The sequence below is a fragment of the Variovorax sp. LjRoot175 genome, from assembly GCF_964253805.1.
Classification (GTDB): domain Bacteria; phylum Pseudomonadota; class Gammaproteobacteria; order Burkholderiales; family Burkholderiaceae_C; genus Variovorax.
Window position 1 is genome coordinate 505,969 of the sequence record NZ_CAXURY020000003.1, and the last position, 19,536, is coordinate 525,504.

Genomic DNA, 19,536 nt, shown 5'->3' on the forward strand with positions numbered 1-19,536 from the left:
GCGATAGCGCCGATGCCGCACACCACCGATGCTGCGGAACCTCATAAACGGATACATCGCGATGCTTCTTTCTCGACGCGCCATCGTCTCATCTGCCCTCGCAGCCTCGGGCGCGGCCCTGGCCGGCTGCACTGGAACGCAGGCAGAATCGGCGCCCGCGCCCGCGCTCAAAAGCCCTTTCCTGCTGGTTCACGGCGCCTGGCATGGCGCCTGGTGCTGGGGCAAGATCAATCCACTGCTGGCTGCCGCCGGCCATCCGGTGCTGGCCATCGACTTGCCGGGGCACGGCCTCAATGCGGCATTTCCGGCGGCGTTCGATATTCAGCCTCGCACGCCGGAACTGGCGACGGAATTCTCACCGATCGCGGGTATCACGCTGGCCGATTACGCTCGGGCCGTGGCCGGTGCCGTCGACACTCTGCTGGCCGCCGGCTTCCCGGCGCCGATCGTCGTGGGTCACAGCATGGGCGGCGGCGCGATCCATGCTGCCGCCGAACTGCTGGGCCCCGGCAAGATAGCGCGCCTGGTCTACGTCGCGGCCTTCATGCCCAAGGACGGCCAACCGATGGTGGCATTCCCCCCTGATGCGCAGGCACCGCCGTCGCTTTTGACACCGCTGCTGCGCAGCGATCCTGGTGTTACCGGCGCCCTGCGGCTCGACCCGGCATCCACGGACGATAGCTATCGCGCGGGTCTTATCAACCTGTTTTACGGGCAAGTGGACGCTGTAACAGCGCGCGCCGCTCTCAATCTGTTGTCGCCGGATATTCCTATAGGTGCGATGGTCTCGCCAATCGCGACGTCGGTGCAGCGCTGGGGAGCTATCCCCCGTACATACATCCGGACCAGCGCGGACAACACCATCCCGCCGGCGCTCCAGGATCTGATGGTGGCGCAGGCAGACACCGCGACGCCTGCTAACAAGACGCAGGTGCTGCGACTGGACTCGGATCACAGTCCGTTCCTGTCCATGCCGCAGCAGTTGGCTCGAGCTCTTCTCTCGCTGACTTGAAGAGGAAGCGCCAAGTCGAATCTTTTCGCCGGCTCGTCGAGAATGAGTCCGCGCAGCGAGATGGCATTGATCGGCAACCAGCGCAAGGCAACGCGCGCGTTAGGGCGTTTCCGTCGAATGGATGGATGCTTACGCGAAACTTTGTCCTTAACGCGATGCTGCAGGGCCAAATGCACCATCGCATCTATGTCCTACAATGGGATGTTGACCGTCATCCAGATCGTCACATTGCATAGGGGCGTTTTCCTTGGGACATTCTCAGGCCGAAAAAGCGCAAAGTCGAGAGCGGATCCTGAGGGAGGCCGCTGACCAGATTCGAGACGGCGGGCTTGAGTCGGTGAGTGTGGGCAAGCTCATGAAGAGCGTGAGCCTTACGCACGGTGGCTTCTACGGCCATTTCGCATCGCGTGCGGACTTGCTCGCCCAGGCCCTCCAGCGCGCACTGGTTGATGGTGTACGTCGGTCGGCGGCGAGGGAGAAATCAGCGCGTCCGCGCGGCTTCGCCGGCTTCGTTCGCAACTATCTGAGCCCCAAACATCGAGACGCGCGCAGCACCGGGTGCGCAATCTCAGCGCTGATCTCCGATGTCGGGCGGGCCGACGCCCAGTCCAGGGCGGTCATGGCAGGCTCTATTGAAGATTACATCGCTGCCGCTCGGCGACACCTTGGCGACGACGACGATTCCAGAGCGATGTTGGCCGTCAGCGCCATGGTTGGGGCTCTGGCCCTGTCGCGGGTGATGACAGACCCGGCCCGTTCGAACGCCCTGCTCCGCAGCGTGAGCGAGCAACTGGTGGCGTTCAACGAGCCCAATGAGGCGGCGCTCTCAGGCAACCAGGACGAAGCCTGAGTCGCGGCACGTGCGGGAAAGCTGTCAGAGCCACGTTTCCCTTGGCGCGCGCCCAGCACTTGCGAAACATGTCAGGCCCTCGCGTGTGACGGTGAGCGCTCGTGAATTTTCGTCGCGAGTGATGGAATTCGAATTGCATGGGCGCTGATGGCGGGATGCTGGCCGACGCGCCTGTCGGCTATATGGGCGCCTCCGGGACTACAAGTAACTGGTGTGAGTGAAGAATCAGGGGCAGTCTTGCAAACTTCTTATATCCGGCCTGTCGTGAAGGCACGTAGCCCTGCTGGCCCTGATGGCAATTCGCTGACGAGGCTTCCATCTATTGGCCGAGCCTTGCGGCTCAGGTTGTTCATCGGAGTGATCTCGTCCCGGTCCGGACCTGTCTGGCCCATCAAGCGCGTGGACGCTTGCTCTCTTTCAACGTATATATCCGTCTCGCTATCAATGCGCGGCTTGCCACGATTCTCGCCGCCATGCCTATCCACGGGCAAGTGCCGCCCAAATCGTTCGAGTTAGTTTGTTCGCGACGGCTGCAACAGCGACGAGTACGGTCGAGGCTCCAGCAACGAAACCAGCCAGGGCCACGCCTTCCCATCCTTCGTCCTGGCCGCGATGCTGCGCGCCCCATGGATCAACAAGGTCTGTACATAGACAGCCCTCGTTTGCTGATGTCCAACCTGTTGCGCGAGACTTCGCTCCAGGAGTCCGATGTCTGCCTGCAGTTGTCCTATTCGTCGCACCTGCTCGTCCAAGCTGTCGGTGAGCATCGAAAGCAAAGCGCGACTCGGTCCCAAGAAAAGCGCCAGGCAATGCCTTGAGGAGAGCCGCATGCCCTTCGGGTAGCGCGATGCCGAACTCGCAAAGTAGGACCTGCAGTTCATTGGTCTGCATGATGCGGTTCTTCATGAGCTGGGCACGCAGGCGATGCAAAGACAGCACGAACTGGTGCGCCTCGAACTTGCGGACAGCGCGCGACCACCTCCACGAGCTTCCATTACGACCAGCTCGGCGGCGCGATTGCAGAACCATTTCGGCAGACGAGCACCTTTGAGCCGCAACTGCTCGATGCATCCCGTCTCCGGGTAAACCTAGTGCAGTTGGGCACCCCTCTTGGTGAGGCATCGCGCTAGACAGGATTATGGTCATCATGCAGAATGAGGGCATGAACAGTGGATGGCGTCGGCAGTCGTCGGCCCCACAGCCGCTGGACGAACAACTGCGCCACCGGCTTGGCGGCGCACCATGGAGACAGTGCGATGGCCGAGGTGCGGATCTTTTCCTACTTGCCCAATCCTCGTGTGTGGAAGGCAGTCATCGCCGCGCGCATCGGCGGCGTCGAGTTGGAGGTGCGGGGTGCCGCGGGCGCCGAACTCGTGGACTGGCTCTGGGATTTCGACGCCCGCCCGTTAAGCGAAGTGTCCGCCGAAGCACGCGCCGCCGCTGAGCGTATAGGCCGCATCGGGTTCAAGGGCCGCAAGCTCTACAAGACCGACGCCTTTCTTGTAGCTCAGCCGTTTGGGACAGTCCCCGCTGCTTTCAGCGGGGACGGGCAGGTCGGCATCTTCGAGTCCAACAGCATCATGCGCGCAGTCGCCCGCCAGGCGGAGCGGAGCGGGCTATATGGCCACGATCCATTCGAGGCGTCGCGGATAGACAGCTTTCTGGATGTCAGTCTGGTGTTCGGTCGCGATGCGCAAATCTACCTCCTCGCCATGCAAGGCTCCGAACTCTCAGCGGACGTCCATGCTCGCGCCGACGAGGCGTTCACGACCTACATGGCCGGGATCGACAGGGCCTTGGAGCCGGCCCGCCAGACCCTTGTCGGCGAGGGGGTGAGCTTGGCCGACATCTGCTTCGCCTGTGAACTAGCCGTTTTCCACAATGAACTGAGTCGTAGCGAAGCCCTGAAAGCGCTCGGCAAGGCGCCGTTCCTGGGCAACGCCCGAGAGCGGTTTCCCCGCGCCATGGCGCACTTCGACCGCCTCGCGACTGCTCCGGCCTTCGCGCCGGAGTTCGGCCCCTATCTCGCCAAGTTCGCAACCGAGCGCGGAGCCGGCCGCGGACTATGAACATCATTCACAACTACGGATTGCACCAAAGGAACCCCAAATGAAAACGCTTGACTTCTACTTCGACTATCGCAGCCCCTACAGCTTCCTGGCACTGTCACAGGTCCGGAAGATGGATGTCGAGATCGCCTTCCATCCATTCGAGATTGGGGCCCTGATGAAACAGGTGGGGAACGTGCCGACGAGCATCACCTGCGCACCCAAAGGCCGCTACGTGATGACCGACATGGGGCGATGGGCGGCCCACTATGGGGTTCCGCTCAACCGGCACCCCCAGGGGTCGGAGATCGACGCCAGCCGCCTGTTGCGCGCCACGCTGGTGGCCGGGCAAATGGGCGCGATGCCCGCGGCGGTGGGCGCGATCTTCAACGCGTTTTGGTCAACTCCCGCGCCGCTGGCGACGGCGGCCGAGGTCGCAGCCCTGCTGGGCGCCGCGGGGCTCGACGCTGAGGCGCTTGAAACGCGGATGGACTCGCCGGCCGCGCAGGCCCTGCTGGAGGAGGCAACCGCCAGGGCGGCGTCGCGCGGCGTGTTCGGCGCGCCGACCCTATTCGTCGGGGATGATATGTTCTTCGGCAATGACCGCCTGCACTTCGTGCAAGCTCGACTGGAGCAGGCCGCATGAGGCCGCTTGTCATCATCACCGGCGTAGGGCCGGGCACCGGCTCGGCAATGGTCCGGCGGTTCCACGATGGCGGCTACCAGGTGGCCATGCTCGCGCGCACGGTCGAGCGCTTGACCGATCTCGAGGGCGAACTTCCAAACGCTTTTGCGGTCCCCTGTGATGTGGCCGACCCTGCTGCGCTAGCGGCCGCGCTCGATGCCATCGAACAACGTGCCGGCGTTCCCAAGGTGGTGATCCACAACGCCGTGGGTGGGGCCTTCGGTAACTTCCTCGACATCGACCCGCAAGTCCTCCAGCAGAATTTCCAGATCAATGTCATGGCCCTGCTGCACCTTGCCCGGTGGGCGGCGCCGCGGATGGAGACAGCAGGGGGTGGCGCCTTGCTGGTAACAGGTAACACCTCGGCCGTCCGTGGCAAGGCAGGTTTTGCCGGCTTTGCGCCAAGCAAGGCGGCGCAGCGCATTCTGGCCGAGTCCATCGCCCGCGAGATGGGGCCCCGGGGCGTGCACGTGTCCTTCATGATGATTGACGCGGTCATCGACGTGTCTTGGGCCCGCGCGCGAATGGCGGACAAGCCGGATGATTTTTTCATCAAGCCATCCGACATCGCCGAAGAGGTCTGGCACGTCACCCACCAGCCGCGTTCGGCCTGGTCGTTCCTGACGGAAGTGCGGCCCTTCCGCGAGTCCTGGTGATCGGAGGCGTTCAGCTTCCATGAACCCGCCTTCGTCCAACTCACGAGACACCCCCATGCCACTGCAACTCCGTTCCATCGTCCGCGCCGGCGGCGAGCTTGAACTCTCGCTCGCCGAGGTGCCGATGCCCGAACCGAAAGCTGACGAGGTGCTCGTGCGCATCGAGGCGGCTCCGATGAACCCGTCGGACCTGATGGTGCTATTTGGCATGGCCGACATGTCGACCGCGAAGGCCTCCGGCACGGCGGACCGCCCGGTCGTCACCGCCACCGTGCCGCCGCGCATGCTTCCGGCCGTGGCGGGCCGTCTGGGCGAGTCCGTGCCGGTCGGCTACGAAGGCGCCGGCGTCGTGGTCGGCGCCGGGAGTTCACCAGCCGCGCAGGCCTTGCTCGGCAATACTGTGGGCGTGATCGGCGGTGCGATGTATTCGCAGTACTGTGCGGTCAACGTCGCTCAGTGCCTGCCACTGCCCGAGGGCACGACGGCCGCCGAGGGCGCCTCGTGGTTCGTCAATCCGCTCACCTCCCTAGGCATGATCGAGACGATGAAGCGAGAAGGCCACGCCGCGCTGGTCCACACCGCGGCCGCGTCGAACCTGGGGCAGATGCTCAACAAGGTCTGCCTGAAAGACGGGATCGGCCTCGCCAACATCGTACGCAAGCCCGAGCACGAGACGCTGCTGCGCGAACTCGGCGCGAAATTCGTCTGCAACAGCACGTCGCCGACTTTCATGGACGACCTGACGAACGCGCTGGCCGAGACCGGGGCGACGCTGGCCTTCGACGCAATCGGCGGGGGCAAGCTGGCCGGCCAGATCCTCATGGCGATGGAAGCCGCCGTGAACCGTACCGCGAAGCAATACAACCGCTACGGCTCGACCGTGCACAAGCAGGTCTACATCTACGGCAGCCTCGATCGGGGGGCGACGGAATTCACCCGCGGCTTCGGCATGACATGGGGCATGGGCGGCTGGTTGCTATTCCCGTTTCTGCAGAAGGTCGGCGCGGCCGAGGTCGAGCGGCTGAAGCAACGCGTGGCATCCGAACTCAAGACAACCTTTGCAAGTCACTACACGCGGGAGGTGTCGATGGTTGAGGCGTTGCAGCTCGACGCCATCGCGGCCTACAGAAAGGCGTCGACCGGAGAGAAGTACCTGGTTAATCCGAACAAGGATCTGGGCTGACCACGCCGCTTCTTGCAGCATCTGGGGTCGAGCTGAACCACAGCCGGTGAAGGCGGCGCGCCTACTCGCTAGCCCATCTTTCTCAACTGACAGGTGTGAAGCCGGCTAAGTGCTTGATTTGATTCAGCACGCGCTCGAAGGTCTCCACTACAGCGGGATGGGTTGGGCAGTGATGCGGGCGTGTTTGGCGGTGATCTTCGGCGGTGGTTGATCGGGCAGCTTCAGCCGCAGCAGGTCCAGCAGCATGCGGTGATCGGCCTCGGGCTGGGTGTATCGAGACAGCACGAGCTCCCTGCCGTCAGTGGTGGGCACGTGCACGTCCACCATCTGCATGGTCTTGAACTTGGCGATCACCTCGGCCGGCGTGATGCCGTGCGCCAGGCGCTTGAGTTGGGCCTTCAAGGTGACCTGCAGGCAGTAGGCGAGGAAGGCCACGAAGATGTGGGCCTCGATGCGCTTCTCGCTGGAGTGGTAGATCGGGCGCACGGCCAGGTCGTGCTTGAGTTCCTTGAAGGCCTGCTCGACTTCGGTGAGCTGGATGTAGAACGTCCACAGCTGCGCGGGATCATGCGCTGCGAGGTTGGTGCGCAGCAGATAGCGCCCTTCGCGGCGGCGCACCTGGCGCAGCCGGGCGCGATCGAGTTCGAACTCGAAGGACGCTGTCTTGGAGCTGCTGCTGGCCTCGGGCAGCTGAACCTTGATCAGATGGGCGGCTCGCCCGGCCTCGTGCTTGGCCGCGCCGAGCTTCATGAGCAGTTGATCGCGCGTGAGCGTCTGGCCCTGCAAGGCCTGCAGGCGCTGCACGTAGCGGCCGAGCCGGCGGCGGCGCATCGCACGCTCCTTGTCGATGCGTGGCGCACTTTGCGCGAGCACGTAGGTGTCTTCGTCAGCGCCCAGGCGCTTGACAGCGACGCCTTCGCGCACGCGCTGCCACGGCTGTGCGAGGAAGCCTTGCTCAAGCTTGGTCAGCCGCCCCTTGGGTGTGCCCACGAGATAGGACGCTCCCATGCGGCGCATCTTCGCCAGGCTGTCTTCGGTGGGCACGCCGCGGTCCATCACCCAGATCCGGTTGGCTCGGCCGTAGCGCTGCTCGATGCGATCGAGGAAGTCGCCAAGCGTCGTGGCGTCGGCCGTGTTGCCCGAGAGCACCTCGTAGCTCAGCGGGAAGCCCTCGGGCGTGACGATCAGCGCGATGACCACTTGGCGGCAGTCGCCTCGCTTGTCGCGGCTGTAGCCGTACTGGCGCTTGTCGTGCTCGCTGCGCTCCACGTCGCTCTCGAAGTAGGTGCTGGTCAGGTCGTACAGCAGCACGTCGAACTTGGCGCCGAACAGCTCGCCCCAGCGCTGGCACAGAAACTTGAACAGTTCGTCCTTGTGGGCCGTGAGCTTGTCCAGGCAGCGGTACAGCGTGTTCTTCTCAGCCAGGGCGAAGTCGGCGTGCAGCAGGTCGGCCATCGCGCTGGCGTCGAACCAGTGGCGGTGCAAGCGCCATTCGCTGCCGGGGTCGATCAGCCGATAGGCCACCAGCGTTTGCAGCACCTGCAGCCACGGGGTGCCTTCACGCGAGGGCGCCAGTCGAGCGCTCCAGAAGGCATCGAGTTCGAGTTGCTGCCACAGCACGCATGACAGCCAGCACGCGCCCCACTGGCGCGGGCGTTCGAGGCGCAGTTCGTCCAGACGGATGCCAATCGCATTCGCGTCGTCCGCGGGCATCGAGCCGGCCGGGAACAGCGCCACCTGGCGTCTGGTTCCCTCGTCGTGCACTTCGATGGTCTTGCGCCAGGCTTCGCGCTGGCTGGCGTTGATCTCGCCCAGGTAGAGCACCTGCCTTTGCACCACGCGCCCATCGGCCAGTCGGCGGTTCTCCACCACGCTCCAGTATTCGTGCGTCTTGCCGTCCTTCAGGCGTCGGTTGCAGCGCAGAAACATGCGCCGCAGTTTAGGAACCACTCGCCCGCACGCCAAGGACCAAGGTCTCCACCACAAGCGTTTTGCCGAGTCACCCCTATACGCATCAAGCACTTGCGTCGCTCAACACCCGAAAAATCGTCGAAATCGGGGTTGGGTTGAGAAAGATGGGCTAGGTTTCTTCCAAGGACCGAATGCCTACATCTCTCCACGCTGGTATGTAAACGGGCAGCGCAGCGGCCGGCTGAGACCTCGCTGGAACTGCATTGCGGTTCAGGTCCGCGGCCCCCTGCGCTTCATCGACGACGGGGCTTGGCTACTTGCGCACCTGGCCTCTCTCGCGGCGAGGCAGGAGTTGCATCGCGAGAGGCCGTGGTCGCTGGCCGACACTTCTGCGCATTTCTGGAGGACGCCGCGCAGGCATTGATCGGCTTCGAGATAGAAATCCAGGACCTGACCGGCAAGCTCTTCCTGTCACAAAAGCGCACTGAGGCCGATCGGAGAAGCGTCATCTACCACCTCGAGCGCGAAACATCCGGCACGGCGCGAGACCTGGCGGCGCTGATCGTTCCCTAAGCCGCGCGCTGTGGCGAGAGGGCCTCGCCGTCCAATGTTGCCAAGGCGTGCTGACCTGTCGCGTAGGCCAGAGAGGGGATTGCCAATTGAGCGGAATCAGTTCGTCGATTCGGCTCTTCAGATGTGCGGGCAATCCGATCAGCAGGTCGTCGAGGCATGCGCGAACTCGCTCTCACAGTCCCGCTGGCGCTGAAGCATCTGCTGCGCGAGTGTGCGATACCCGGCCCGTGCCAATACCGGCGATCTCGATCGCACATATTGGCCATAGAAAAAACTCAAAAATGGCTATTCGTGATATCGCCACCGGACGGTAGAGTCGACCTGAAGTCCAACGCAAGGTGATACATGGGCACTCAGCCAATCGTTCAGAAAACTCAACCTTCCACTCCTCATTTCGGCGCAGGCACTCGGGAAAATGAATTGTTTGCCAAGGCCAGTCCGCACCTCAGTACTGACGAAGCCAGCCATTTGACCCGCACAGCGTTTGGCGTAGACGGAGCGGCAACACTTCTAACCGGAGAACGCGATCAGAACTTCTTAGTGCAAGCCTCGAATGGCAATAAGTATGTTCTAAAGGTCACACATCCCTCGGAAGAACCTGGCGTGACCGACTTTCAGACGAAAGCGCAACTGCATGTGTTGCGACAAATTCCTGAAGTGCCGGTTCCAAAGATTTATCCCGCGATTTCGGGAGAGTACATTCATCGGAGGCCCGTGCCGCAAACAGGCGAAACGCAAGCGGTCAGGCTCATCAGCTTTGTCGACGGTGTACCGCTCTTTAAGACGACTACGTCAAGGAAGCAAAGAGCGGCCGTGGGAGCAGCGCTAGCAAAATTTGACGTCGCTATCGCAGACTTCACTCATCCTCAAATGCACCACAAGCTGCTGTGGGATTTGCAACACGTGGGTGAGCTCAGAGACCTGCTGGCATTCGTCGATGACGAGCAACGGCAAGATTTGGCGCGGACGACGCTGGATCGCATTCTGATGACCAACACTTTGACTCCCATACGCACTGGGCGGCGTCAGGTCATTCACAACGACCTAAACGGCTACAACGTGATGGTTTCCAGCGTAGACCCTGCGGACGTAACGGGACTGCTTGACTTTGGGGACATGGTCCAGGCCCCGTTGGCACAGGACCTGGCGGTTGCTTGTGCATACCAGTTGTCGGAAAGTGCGAATCCGCTTGACACAGCGCTGGACTGCATCGTTGGCTATCACGCGCTCAATCCTCTGTCCCGCGATGAGCTGTCCGCAATTCCGGACCTGGTCGCCGCGAGGTTACTTACGACTGTTCTTATTACGGAGTGGCGAGCCAAAGAGCATCCCGCAAATAGCGAATACATCCTTCGCAACAACCCTCGCTCATGGGACGGACTTCGGAGGCTCGCTGAACAGCCACTCTCCAGGCAGCGAAATTTCCTCATCGAAAGCGTGCTCTAACAGGCGTGCGATTCAAATCAGTTTTCAACAGCTTGTTAAGGAATAGTTATGGCCAAAGACGCTCACATGCTCAACTCGTTCGATTCCAGCGCACTCAGCTCGCTTTCGCAGGATGAAGTTGCTCTCATCAGGAAGCGAGAGGAAGTGCTCGGTCCAGCATATAGGCTCTTCTATGAAGAACCGCTGCATATTGTCCGAGGAGAAGGCGTTTTCCTGTACGACAGGGAAGGCCGCGCTTACCTTGATGCATACAACAATGTTGCTTCCGTTGGTCATTGCCGGCCGGAAGTCGTTGAGGCGATCTACAGGCAGGCCACGGTGCTAAACACGCACACTCGATACCTTCATGAATCTGTCTTGCAATTCGCAGATGAGCTGCTCGGTACTTTTCCTGATGAGATCGGGCATGCGATGTTTACTTGTACCGGCAGTGAGGCGAATGACTTGGCCCTGCGCGTCGCCAGCAAGTTCACTGGCGGCACTGGGGTGATCGTGACGAAACTGGCCTACCACGGTGTAACGGCGTCCATCGCTGAGATCTCCCCATCGCTGGGGCAAAACGTGCCACTGGGACATCACGTTCGAGCGATCGACCCTCCGGACACCTATCTTTATGCTGGTCAGGATATCGGTCTGCGTTTCGCTGATGGAGTAAGAGCGGCGATCGCTGACCTTCGGCGCTATGGGATCAAGCCGAGTGCGCTGATCGTCGATTCGATCTTCACGAGCGATGGCGTCTTCACGCATCCGCCAGGCTTCTTGCAGGAGGCGGCGAAAGCGATCCGCGAGGCGGGTGGCATCTACATCGCCGATGAAGTGCAGTCTGGATTCGCACGCACGGGCTCGAATCTTTGGGGTTTTCAGCGCCATGGCGTGGTTCCAGACATCGTCACAATGGGCAAGCCCATGGGTAACGGACATCCTGTTGCCGGTCTTGTAGCTCGCCCCGAAGTGCTGAAGCCCTTCGGCAACGATGGCCGCTACTTCAATACTTTCGGTGGCAATCCCGTTTCAATCGCCGCCGCTGCGGCGACGCTGGCGGTCATCAAGCGGGACGGCTTGCAAGCCAATTCGCACTCGGTGGGAAAAATGATTCGGTCTGGATTCGAGAAGCTTGCCCTGAAGCATGGGCACATCGGCGATGTCCGGGGCGATGGTTTGTTTATCGGCGTCGAGTTGGTGACCGATCGAAATGCAAAAACGCCGGCAAGGGAGCTGACTCATCGCGTGGTGAATGGCATGCGTCGCCGCGGTGTACTCATCAGCTCGACTGGTACCCGTGGCAACGTGTTGAAGATTCGTCCTCTACTGCCGTTCAAAGAAGAACATGCCAATCAGCTACTACACGTAGCCGACCAAGCGTTGGCTGACCTCTGAGCAAACGGCCAGGGGGTAGTCACTGCCTGACGAAACACTAACTGTGTGTCGTCAAACTGCGCTCCACCGCTCGAGCAAGTCGCTCGACGGCTGGCTCTATCTTGTCGAGGGGCACGCCCCCAAAGCCCAACACAAAAGTCCGATTCTCAAATTTCGGAATACTGCGGATAAAGCAGGGCGATCCCAGAAGAAGGCCTTCCTTGCGTGTCTCGTCGATCAATTTCTGGTCGCGGATTTGACTTGTGAACCGGGCGAACAAGTGAAGGCCTGCGCGCGCTTCTGACAGGTCAACCATACCTGGCAAATTACGACCCAAAGTGCTGCGTAGCAGATCCTGACGAGATGCGTACTCCGCGCGCATCTTTCGGATGTGCTGCGAAAAGTGGCCTTCGTGGATGTAGTCTGCCAAGGCAGCCTGGATGTGGAGGCCGCCTGTTCTGAACAGTTTCGCAGCCCCCTTAGCAAAGGCTTCGCTTAGATGCTTTGGGACGACAAGGTATCCAAGTCGGATTCCAGCAAACATCGACTTGCTGAAAGTGCCAATGTAGATCACGCGACCCTCGGTATCCAGACCCTGAAGCGATGGCAGCGGACTGCTGTCATAGCGAAACTCACTGTCATAGTCATCCTCAAGCACCCACAAGTTGTTTGTCCGCGCGCCTTGCAGCAGATCCAATCTCCTTGACAGCGGCATCACAACACCGGTCGGGTAGTGATGGGATGGACTTACCACCACCATTTTCGTGTTCGCTGGAAGCTGGCTCTCATCGAGCGCCAAGCCCTGCTCATCCACCGTTCCCGCGACCAACTGTAGGCCCGACGCGGTGAGCACGGTGGGGAACGCCCAATGGCATGGGTTCTCGACCAGTGCCGCGTCCCCCGCGTCGGCTAAAAGTCGTGCGCACAGATCGACCGATTGATGAGTTCCCGCCGTGATGATGATCTGGGACGCATCGCAGTTAACGGAACGCGAGATCTTCAGGTAGCTCGCCACCGCCTCGCGCAACGAGCTCAGTCCGCCCTCAGACGCGTAACCAGCCAGCTTCAGATCGCCCTTGCTGATATGGCGTGCTACGAGGCGACGCCACACGTGATATGGAAAGCTCTCGGCATCCGCTACGCCAGGCACAAAAGCGCCAGATGACTGGATGAGACCGCCGGGTAGGAAATCGAGTTGTGTGCCCCTGCGAGACAGTCGCATCGAGAATTTGGCGTGCGCCGTTTCGGGTGCTGCTCCGAGCGGCTGGCTACTGGTCTCCGCGACGAAGGTTCCGCTGCCGGTGGACGCCACCAAATAGTTCTCTGCGATCAATCGGTCGTATGCCAATGAGACCGTAAGTCGGGAAATCCCTAAGTCCACTGCAAGTGCCCTGGAGGAGGGCAGCTTTTGACCCGTGCACAACGTGTGATCCAGCACCGCTCGACGTACAACTTCATAGATTTGCCTCTGTAGGGATCGAGCTGAGGAACGATCCAAATGCTGGCTAAGCAGGTCAGTGAGCAAGACTGGTTGCATGAAATGGACTTACAAGTTTTTTATCTATGGCTATACAGCCTAAGTCCAGCTATGGCTAAAGTCAACGCACCTACCAACATGTACTTGATCGGCTTGCCGAGCACTACCGTTAGCTACAAAAGGTCTTCAATGAGGAGCTTCAAGAACACGTCACCGCCGCCACGAGTGATGCGCGCTTCTTTGGCATGTATGCCGGTATTCCTGCCGTCGCGTATGGCCCCGAATCGCTCATGCGCACGGCCACGACGAAGCCGTCAATCTCCAATTCTTGGGACAGATTGCCAAAACGATCGCACGGTTCATTGGGAACTTGTGCGAACTGGTCCGGACTGGAGCAGAAGCTCTGATGGCCCTTCGTCTTTACCTCGACCGCTCACACCCCTGGTGAATTTCCCAAACAAATGTCGGACGCTTCCATGACAGCAGAACCCTTGGTGCGCTTCCAGCGCGTCCAGAAAACCTACGACGGTGAGCACCTGGTGGTGCGCCAGCTCGACCTGGACATCCACCGGGGCGAGTTCCTGAGCCTGCTCGGGCCTTCGGGTTCGGGCAAGACCACCACGCTGATGATGCTGGCCGGCTTCGAGTCGCCGACCTCCGGCGACATCCTGCTCGACGGCCAGCAGATCACCGGCACGCCGCCGCACAAGCGGCACTTCGGCATGGTGTTCCAGAACTACGCCTTGTTCCCGCATCTCAGCGTGGGCCAGAACGTGGCCTACCCGCTCACGGTGCGCAAGGTGCCGAAGGACGAGCAGCAGCGCCGCGTGCAGCGCGCGCTCGAGATGGTGCAGCTGCGCGGCATGAACGACCGGCTGCCGGGCCAGCTCTCCGGCGGCCAGCAGCAGCGCGTGGCGCTGGCGCGCGCCCTGGTGTTCGAGCCGCAGCTGGTGCTGATGGACGAGCCGCTCGGCGCGCTCGACAAGCAACTGCGCGAGCACATGCAGATCGAGCTCAAGGACCTGCATCGCCAGCTCGGCGTGACTTTCGTCTACGTGACGCATGACCAGGGCGAGGCGCTCACCATGAGCGACCGCGTGGCGGTGTTCAACGAAGGCGTGATCCAGCAGCTGGACACCGTCGGCCGGCTCTACGAGACGCCGTCCAACCGTTTCGTGGCCGGTTTCGTCGGCGACAACACCGTGCTCAAGGGGCAGCTGAGCCGGGGCGGCGAGCAGGCCGAAATGACGCTGCCCGACGGCCGCGTGCTGCACGGGCTCAACGTCAGCGGCGCGGCCGCGGGCTCTGCCGTCGAGGCCTGCATCCGCCCAGAGCGCGTGGTGCTGCACCGCCAGCCCGATGCGCAGGGCGCCAACATGCTCGCCGCTGTGGTGGCGCGCGTCATCTACTTCGGCGACCACCTGCGGCTGCTGTGCAGCGTGGGCGGCGGCCAGGCCGAGGCCACCGTGAAGCTGCCGCTGACCGGCGTGGGCGGCATTGCCACGCCGCAGGCCGGCGAATCGGTGGCGCTCGAATTTCCCGTTGCGCATGCGCGCATGTATGCCCTCTGAACCCAGTCCCGTTTCTCGTTTCCGTTCATCACCCAGGAAGATATCCGCCATGAAAAAGACTCTCCTTGCCTGCACCGTCGCGGCCAGCTTCGCACTGCCTGCCTTCGCGCAGCAGCAGCTCACCGTGGTCAACTTCGGTGGCGCCAACGCCAACGCGCAGAAGAAGGCCTACTACGAGCCCTACGAGAAGACCGGCACCAAGATCATTCCGGTCGAGTACAACGGTGAGCAGGCCAAGATCAAGGCCATGGTCGAGACCAAGAAGGTCACCTGGGACGTGGTCGAGGTCGAATCGCCGGACGCCGCGCGCGGCTGCGACGAAGGCCTGTTCGAGAAGCTCGACTATTCGAAGATCGGCAACAAGGCCGACTTCCTGCCGGCCGCGGTCACCGACTGCGGCGTGGGCCTGTTCGTGTGGTCGACCGTGATGGCCTACAACGGCGAAAAGCTCAAGACCGCGCCCACCAGCTGGGCCGACTTCTGGGACGTGAAGAAGATCCCGGGCAAGCGCGGCATGCGCAAGGGCGCGCGCTACAACCTCGAGTTCGCGCTCATGGCCGACGGCGTGAAGCCGGCCGACGTGTACAAGGTGCTGGCCACCAAGGACGGCGCGGACCGCGCGTTCAAGAAGCTCAGCGAGCTGAAGCCGAACATCCAGTGGTGGGAAGCCGGCGCGCAGCCGCCGCAGTTCCTGGTGGCCGGCGACGTGGTGCTCACCACCGTGTTCAACGGCCGCATCGATGCTGCCAACCGCGAGGGCCGCGACCTCAAGATCTACTGGCCGGGCGGTATCTATGACGTGGAGTATCTGGTGATTCCGAAGGGCGCGCCGAACAAGGAGGCTTCGCTGAAGTACATCCAGTTTGCGATGCAGCCGGCCAACCAGACGATCTACGCCCAGAACATCGCCTACGGCCCCACCAACACCAAGGCCCTGGCTGCGCTCAGCCCCAAGGTGCTGGCCGACCTGCCGACCTCCGCGGCCAACGCCAAGGATGCGCTGCAGTTCAACGTCGGCTTCTGGGCGGACCAGGGTGAGGCGCTCGAGAAGCGCTTCGCATCCTGGGCCACGCAGTAACCGGCGCGCGAACGAACGAAAGAGGCCATGCACGCGGCAACAACTGTTCCCCTGGTTCCGGCGGAGGCGCCCCCCGTTTCGCTGCGGCGTGCGCTGGCACGCGCCGAGTCGCGCCGCAAATGGCGCGCCTTTGCGCTCACGCTGCCGCTGCTGCTCTTCCTGCTGCTGACGCTGCTGGTGCCCATCGTGGCGCTGCTGCAGCGCGCGGTCGAGAATCCCGAGGTGGCCAACGCGCTGCCGCGCACCGTGCGCGCGCTCGATGGCTGGAACCGCAAGGAGGCGCCCGCGCCCGCGGCCTATGCCGCCATCGCGGCCGACCTTGGCCAACTGCCCGACAGCTCCGATGCGGGCGCCCTGGCGCGCCGCCTCAACACCGAGATCGCGGGCGCCCGCTCGCTCGTGATGGGCGCCTTCAGGGCACTGCCGATTGCCGGCACGCCGGAAGAAATCAAGACGCGCCTGCTGGAGCTCGATCCGCGCTGGGGCGAGGCGCCGTTCTGGCAGGCCATCGCCAAGAACGGTTCGCGCTGGACGCCCGACTACCTGCTCGCCTCGGTCGACCTGCGGCGCGACGTGGCGGGCGAGGTGGAGCGCATGCCCGCCGACCAGCGCGCCTTTGCCGGCATCCTGCTGCGCACCTTCAACATCAGCGCCGTGGTCACCTTCTTCTGCCTGTTGCTGGCCTATCCGCTGGCCTGGTGGCTGTCGACGCTGCCGGTGCGCAAGGCCAACGTGCTGATGATCCTGGTGCTGGTGCCGTTCTGGACTTCCATCCTGGTGCGCGTGGCGGCGTGGATCGTGTTGCTGCAGTCCGAAGGCCTGGTCAACCGCGGCCTCATGGGCATCGGGCTGATCGATCACCCGCTGGCGCTGCTGTTCAACCGCACCGGCGTGATCATCTCGATGGTCCACATCCTGCTGCCATTCATGATCCTGCCGCTGTACAGCGTCATGAAGAGCGTGCCGCCCACCTACCTGCGCGCCGCAGTCTCGCTGGGCAGCTCGCCGCTGGCGGCCTTCTTCCGGGTGTACGTGCCGCAGACCTATCCCGGCATCGGTGCCGGTGCGCTGCTGGTGTTCATCCTGGCCATCGGCTATTACGTGACGCCCGCGCTGCTCGGCGGCGCGGACGACCAGATGCTGAGCTACTACATCGCGCGCTACACCAATGTGGAAATCAACTGGGGCATGGCCTGTGCGCTGGGCGCGGTGCTGCTCGTCGCCACGCTGGTGTTGTATGCCGTGTACCGCCGCATCGGCAAGGCCGAGCTGAGCCTCGGCTGAGCGGCAAGGAAGAAAGAAAAGCATGCTGAAGCTTCCCCAATTCCCTGCCTATGCCACCTTGGCCGACAAGCTCGGCTGGTGGCTGGTGCGCGCCGGCTGTGTCGCGGTGCTGGCCTTCTTGCTGGCACCCATCCTCGTGGTGATTCCACTGTCGTTTTCCGACAGTTCGTTTCTGGCCTACCCGATCCCGGGCTGGTCGCTCAAGTGGTATCGCCACCTGTTCGAGTCGCCCGAGTGGGCGCGCGCGGCGCGCAACAGCTTCATCGTCGCGCCGGCCGCCACGGTGCTGGCCACCGTGCTGGGCACGCTGGCCGCGGTGGGCCTGTCGCGCACGAACTTCGCGTTCAAGGGCTTGCTCATGAGCGTGTTGATTTCGCCGATGGTGGTGCCCATCGTGGTGGTAGGTGTTGCCACGTACCTCTACTTCGCGCCCGTCGGGCTGGCCGACACCTACTTCGGCCTGATCGTGGTGCATGCGGCGCTGGGGGCACCTTTTGTGCTGACCACCGTGCTCGCCACCCTGGCCGGCTTCAACCACAACCTGGTGCGCGCATCGCTGAGCCTGGGCGAGACACCGTTCAGAACCTTCATGCGCATCACGCTGCCGGTCATTGCGCCGGGCGTGATCTCGGGTGCGCTGTTTGCATTTGCCACGTCGTTCGACGAAGTGGTGGTCACGCTGTTCCTCGCGGGGCCCGACCAGATGACCTTGCCGCGCCAGATGTTCACCGGCATTCGCGAGAACATCTCCCCCACCATTGCCGCGGTGGCGACGCTGCTGATCATTTTCACCACCACGCTGCTGCTGGCGCTCGAATGGCTGCGCGGCCGGCGGCGCTAACCTTTCGCACGCGATGCGCATCACCACCATGGACACAAAAGTCTCCCCACTCGCTCTGCTGAGCGACCCGACCCTGCTCAAGACCGAAGCGCTGATCGCCGGCGAATGGATCAAGGGCGCGAGCCGATTCGATGTGAACGACCCGGCCACCGGCCAGAAGCTGGCCGACGTCGCCAACCTCACGCGCGCGGACGCGGCCTTGGCGATTGCCGCCGCCAACAAGGCGCTCGCGGCCTGGCGCGGCAAGACCGGCAAGGAGCGCAGCATCGTCTTGCGCAAGTGGTTCGACCTGCTGATCGCCAACACCGAAGATCTGGGCCGCCTGATGACCGCGGAGCAGGGCAAGCCCTTTGCCGAAGCCAAGGGCGAGGTGGCCTACGGCGCGAGCTTCATCGAATGGTTTGCCGAAGAAGCCAAGCGCGTGAACGGCGAGACCCTGCCCCAGTTCGACAACAACCGCCGGCTGCTGGTCATGAAGCAGGCCATCGGCGTGTGCGCGGCCATCACGCCGTGGAACTTTCCGCTGGCGATGATCACACGCAAGGTGGCGCCCGCGCTGGCCGCCGGCTGCACCGTCGTCATCAAGCCGGCCGAACTCACGCCGCTCACCGCGCTGGCCGTGGCCGAACTCGCGGTGCGCGCCGGCATCCCTTCCGGCGTGCTCAACATCCTCACGGCCGACAGCGACAACAGCATCGAGATCGGAAAGGAAATCTGTGAAAGCGACTTGGTGCGGCACCTCAGCTTCACCGGCTCCACCGAGGTGGGCCGCATCCTGATGCGCCAGTGCGCTCCCACCATCAAGAAGCTCTCGCTCGAACTCGGCGGCAATGCGCCCTTCATCGTGTTCGACGATGCCGACATCGATTCCGCCGTGGAAGGCGCAATGGCCAGCAAGTACCGCAATGCCGGCCAGACCTGCGTGTGCGCCAACCGCCTCTACGTGCAGGACGGCGTCTACGACGCCTTCGTCGCGAAGTTCGCCGCCAAGGTCAAGGCGCTCAAAGTCGGCAACGGCTTCGACGACGGCGTGATGCAGGGCCCGCTGATCGAGGACGCCGCCATCGACAAGGTGCAGCGCCACGTCGACGATGCGGTGGCCAAAGGCGGCAAGGTGGTGGCCGGCGGGCACAAGATCAAGGGCCAGTTTTTCGAGCCGACGGTAATCGCCGAAGCGACTGCCGACATGCTGTGCGCGCGCGAAGAAACCTTCGGCCCGTTTGCCCCGGTGTTCCGCTTCAAGACCGAGCAGGAAGCCATCGATGCGGCCAACAACACCGAGTTCGGCCTGGCCAGCTACTTCTACAGCCGCGATGTCGGCCGCATTTTCCGCGTGGCCGAGGCGCTGGAGTACGGCATGGTCGGCATCAACGCCGGCGTGATCGCCACCGAGCATGTGCCCTTCGGCGGCGTCAAGCAGTCGGGCCTCGGGCGCGAAGGCTCGCACCACGGCATGGACGACTATGTCGAGATCAAGTACCTCTGCCTGGGCGACATCCTGAAGTAGGGCGAGTAGGGCGGTCATGCTGGTTGTTCGCAGCGACGTATATGCAATGTCTTGGCTT

Annotated in this window: 17 protein-coding genes; 15 read left to right on the forward strand and 2 right to left on the reverse strand. The window is 62.8% G+C overall.

Annotated features, from left to right (window positions below):
• Positions 1 to 28: 28 nt before the first annotated feature.
• The 6 genes from ACSQ89_RS40280 to ACSQ89_RS40305 all read left to right on the forward strand — a co-directional run bounded on the left by ACSQ89_RS40280 (position 29) and on the right by ACSQ89_RS40305 (position 6,434).
• Entirely contained in the window at positions 29 to 1,012 is a 984-nt protein-coding gene (locus tag ACSQ89_RS40280; RefSeq protein ID WP_436297724.1) for an alpha/beta fold hydrolase, read from the forward strand.
• Positions 1,013 to 1,259: 247 nt separating this feature from the next.
• Positions 1,260 to 1,862 carry a TetR/AcrR family transcriptional regulator gene (locus ACSQ89_RS40285; RefSeq protein ID WP_436297725.1) on the forward strand — a complete coding sequence of 201 codons (603 nt, stop codon included), beginning with the start codon at positions 1,260 to 1,262 and terminating at the stop codon, positions 1,860 to 1,862.
• 1,256 nt (positions 1,863 to 3,118) lie between these two features.
• A complete protein-coding gene (locus tag ACSQ89_RS40290) occupies positions 3,119 to 3,931 on the forward strand; it encodes a glutathione S-transferase family protein (RefSeq protein WP_436297726.1) in 813 nt (270 codons plus the stop codon).
• A gap of 40 nt (positions 3,932 to 3,971) precedes the next feature.
• The gene (locus tag ACSQ89_RS40295) at positions 3,972 to 4,556 is read left to right on the forward strand and encodes a 2-hydroxychromene-2-carboxylate isomerase (protein WP_436297727.1); all 585 of its coding nucleotides are present in this window, start codon (positions 3,972 to 3,974) and stop codon (positions 4,554 to 4,556) included.
• A complete protein-coding gene (locus ACSQ89_RS40300) occupies positions 4,553 to 5,251 on the forward strand; it encodes an SDR family NAD(P)-dependent oxidoreductase (RefSeq protein ID WP_436297728.1) in 699 nt (232 codons plus the stop codon). The genes ACSQ89_RS40295 and ACSQ89_RS40300 overlap by 4 nt, the downstream gene beginning before the upstream one ends.
• Before the next feature lie 55 nt (positions 5,252 to 5,306).
• Positions 5,307 to 6,434, forward strand: coding sequence for a zinc-binding dehydrogenase (locus ACSQ89_RS40305; RefSeq protein ID WP_436297729.1), 1,128 nt, complete (start codon positions 5,307 to 5,309; stop codon positions 6,432 to 6,434).
• A gap of 147 nt (positions 6,435 to 6,581) precedes the next feature.
• Here the strand turns inward: ACSQ89_RS40305 and ACSQ89_RS40310 are convergent, their stop codons facing one another.
• Positions 6,582 to 8,363: an IS1634 family transposase gene (locus tag ACSQ89_RS40310; protein WP_436297730.1), complete on the reverse strand. Its 1,782-nt coding sequence runs from the start codon at positions 8,361 to 8,363 to the stop codon at positions 6,582 to 6,584.
• Between ACSQ89_RS40310 and ACSQ89_RS40315 the strand changes: the two genes are divergently transcribed.
• The 4 genes from ACSQ89_RS40315 (at position 8,362) to ACSQ89_RS40330 (ending at position 11,741) form a co-directional block, all read left to right on the forward strand.
• Positions 8,362 to 8,769, forward strand: a complete 408-nt coding sequence (locus ACSQ89_RS40315; RefSeq protein ID WP_436297731.1) for an FMN-binding negative transcriptional regulator — start codon at positions 8,362 to 8,364, stop codon at positions 8,767 to 8,769. The genes ACSQ89_RS40310 and ACSQ89_RS40315 overlap by 2 nt on opposite strands.
• Positions 8,715 to 8,918, forward strand: coding sequence for a hypothetical protein (locus tag ACSQ89_RS40320; RefSeq protein WP_436297858.1), 204 nt, complete (start codon positions 8,715 to 8,717; stop codon positions 8,916 to 8,918). The genes ACSQ89_RS40315 and ACSQ89_RS40320 overlap by 55 nt, the downstream gene beginning before the upstream one ends.
• A gap of 345 nt (positions 8,919 to 9,263) precedes the next feature.
• Entirely contained in the window at positions 9,264 to 10,364 is a 1,101-nt protein-coding gene (locus ACSQ89_RS40325; protein WP_436297732.1) for a phosphotransferase, read from the forward strand.
• A gap of 48 nt (positions 10,365 to 10,412) precedes the next feature.
• Entirely contained in the window at positions 10,413 to 11,741 is a 1,329-nt protein-coding gene (locus ACSQ89_RS40330) for an aspartate aminotransferase family protein (protein WP_436297733.1), read from the forward strand.
• Positions 11,742 to 11,778: 37 nt separating this feature from the next.
• Here ACSQ89_RS40330 and ACSQ89_RS40335 read toward each other — a convergent pair whose 3' ends face one another.
• Positions 11,779 to 13,257 (reverse strand): PLP-dependent aminotransferase family protein, encoded by a 1,479-nt coding sequence (locus ACSQ89_RS40335; RefSeq protein ID WP_436297734.1) that lies wholly within the window; start codon positions 13,255 to 13,257, stop codon positions 11,779 to 11,781.
• 416 nt (positions 13,258 to 13,673) lie between these two features.
• Between ACSQ89_RS40335 and ACSQ89_RS40340 the strand changes: the two genes are divergently transcribed.
• Genes ACSQ89_RS40340 through ACSQ89_RS40360 form a run of 5 tightly spaced genes read left to right on the forward strand, consistent with a single transcriptional unit; the run spans position 13,674 to position 19,478 of the window.
• Positions 13,674 to 14,768, forward strand: a complete 1,095-nt coding sequence (locus ACSQ89_RS40340; protein ID WP_436297735.1) for an ABC transporter ATP-binding protein — start codon at positions 13,674 to 13,676, stop codon at positions 14,766 to 14,768.
• Positions 14,769 to 14,817: 49 nt separating this feature from the next.
• Positions 14,818 to 15,846 (forward strand): ABC transporter substrate-binding protein, encoded by a 1,029-nt coding sequence (locus ACSQ89_RS40345; RefSeq protein ID WP_436297736.1) that lies wholly within the window; start codon positions 14,818 to 14,820, stop codon positions 15,844 to 15,846.
• Between the two features lie 27 nt (positions 15,847 to 15,873).
• Entirely contained in the window at positions 15,874 to 17,130 is a 1,257-nt protein-coding gene (locus ACSQ89_RS40350) for an ABC transporter permease (protein WP_436297737.1), read from the forward strand.
• A 22-nt stretch (positions 17,131 to 17,152) separates the two neighbouring features.
• Complete coding sequence (locus ACSQ89_RS40355; protein WP_436297738.1) at positions 17,153 to 17,971, forward strand: ABC transporter permease; 819 nt, start codon at positions 17,153 to 17,155, stop codon at positions 17,969 to 17,971.
• A 28-nt stretch (positions 17,972 to 17,999) separates the two neighbouring features.
• Positions 18,000 to 19,478: an NAD-dependent succinate-semialdehyde dehydrogenase gene (locus tag ACSQ89_RS40360; RefSeq protein WP_436297739.1), complete on the forward strand. Its 1,479-nt coding sequence runs from the start codon at positions 18,000 to 18,002 to the stop codon at positions 19,476 to 19,478.
• Positions 19,479 to 19,536: the final 58 nt, after the last annotated feature.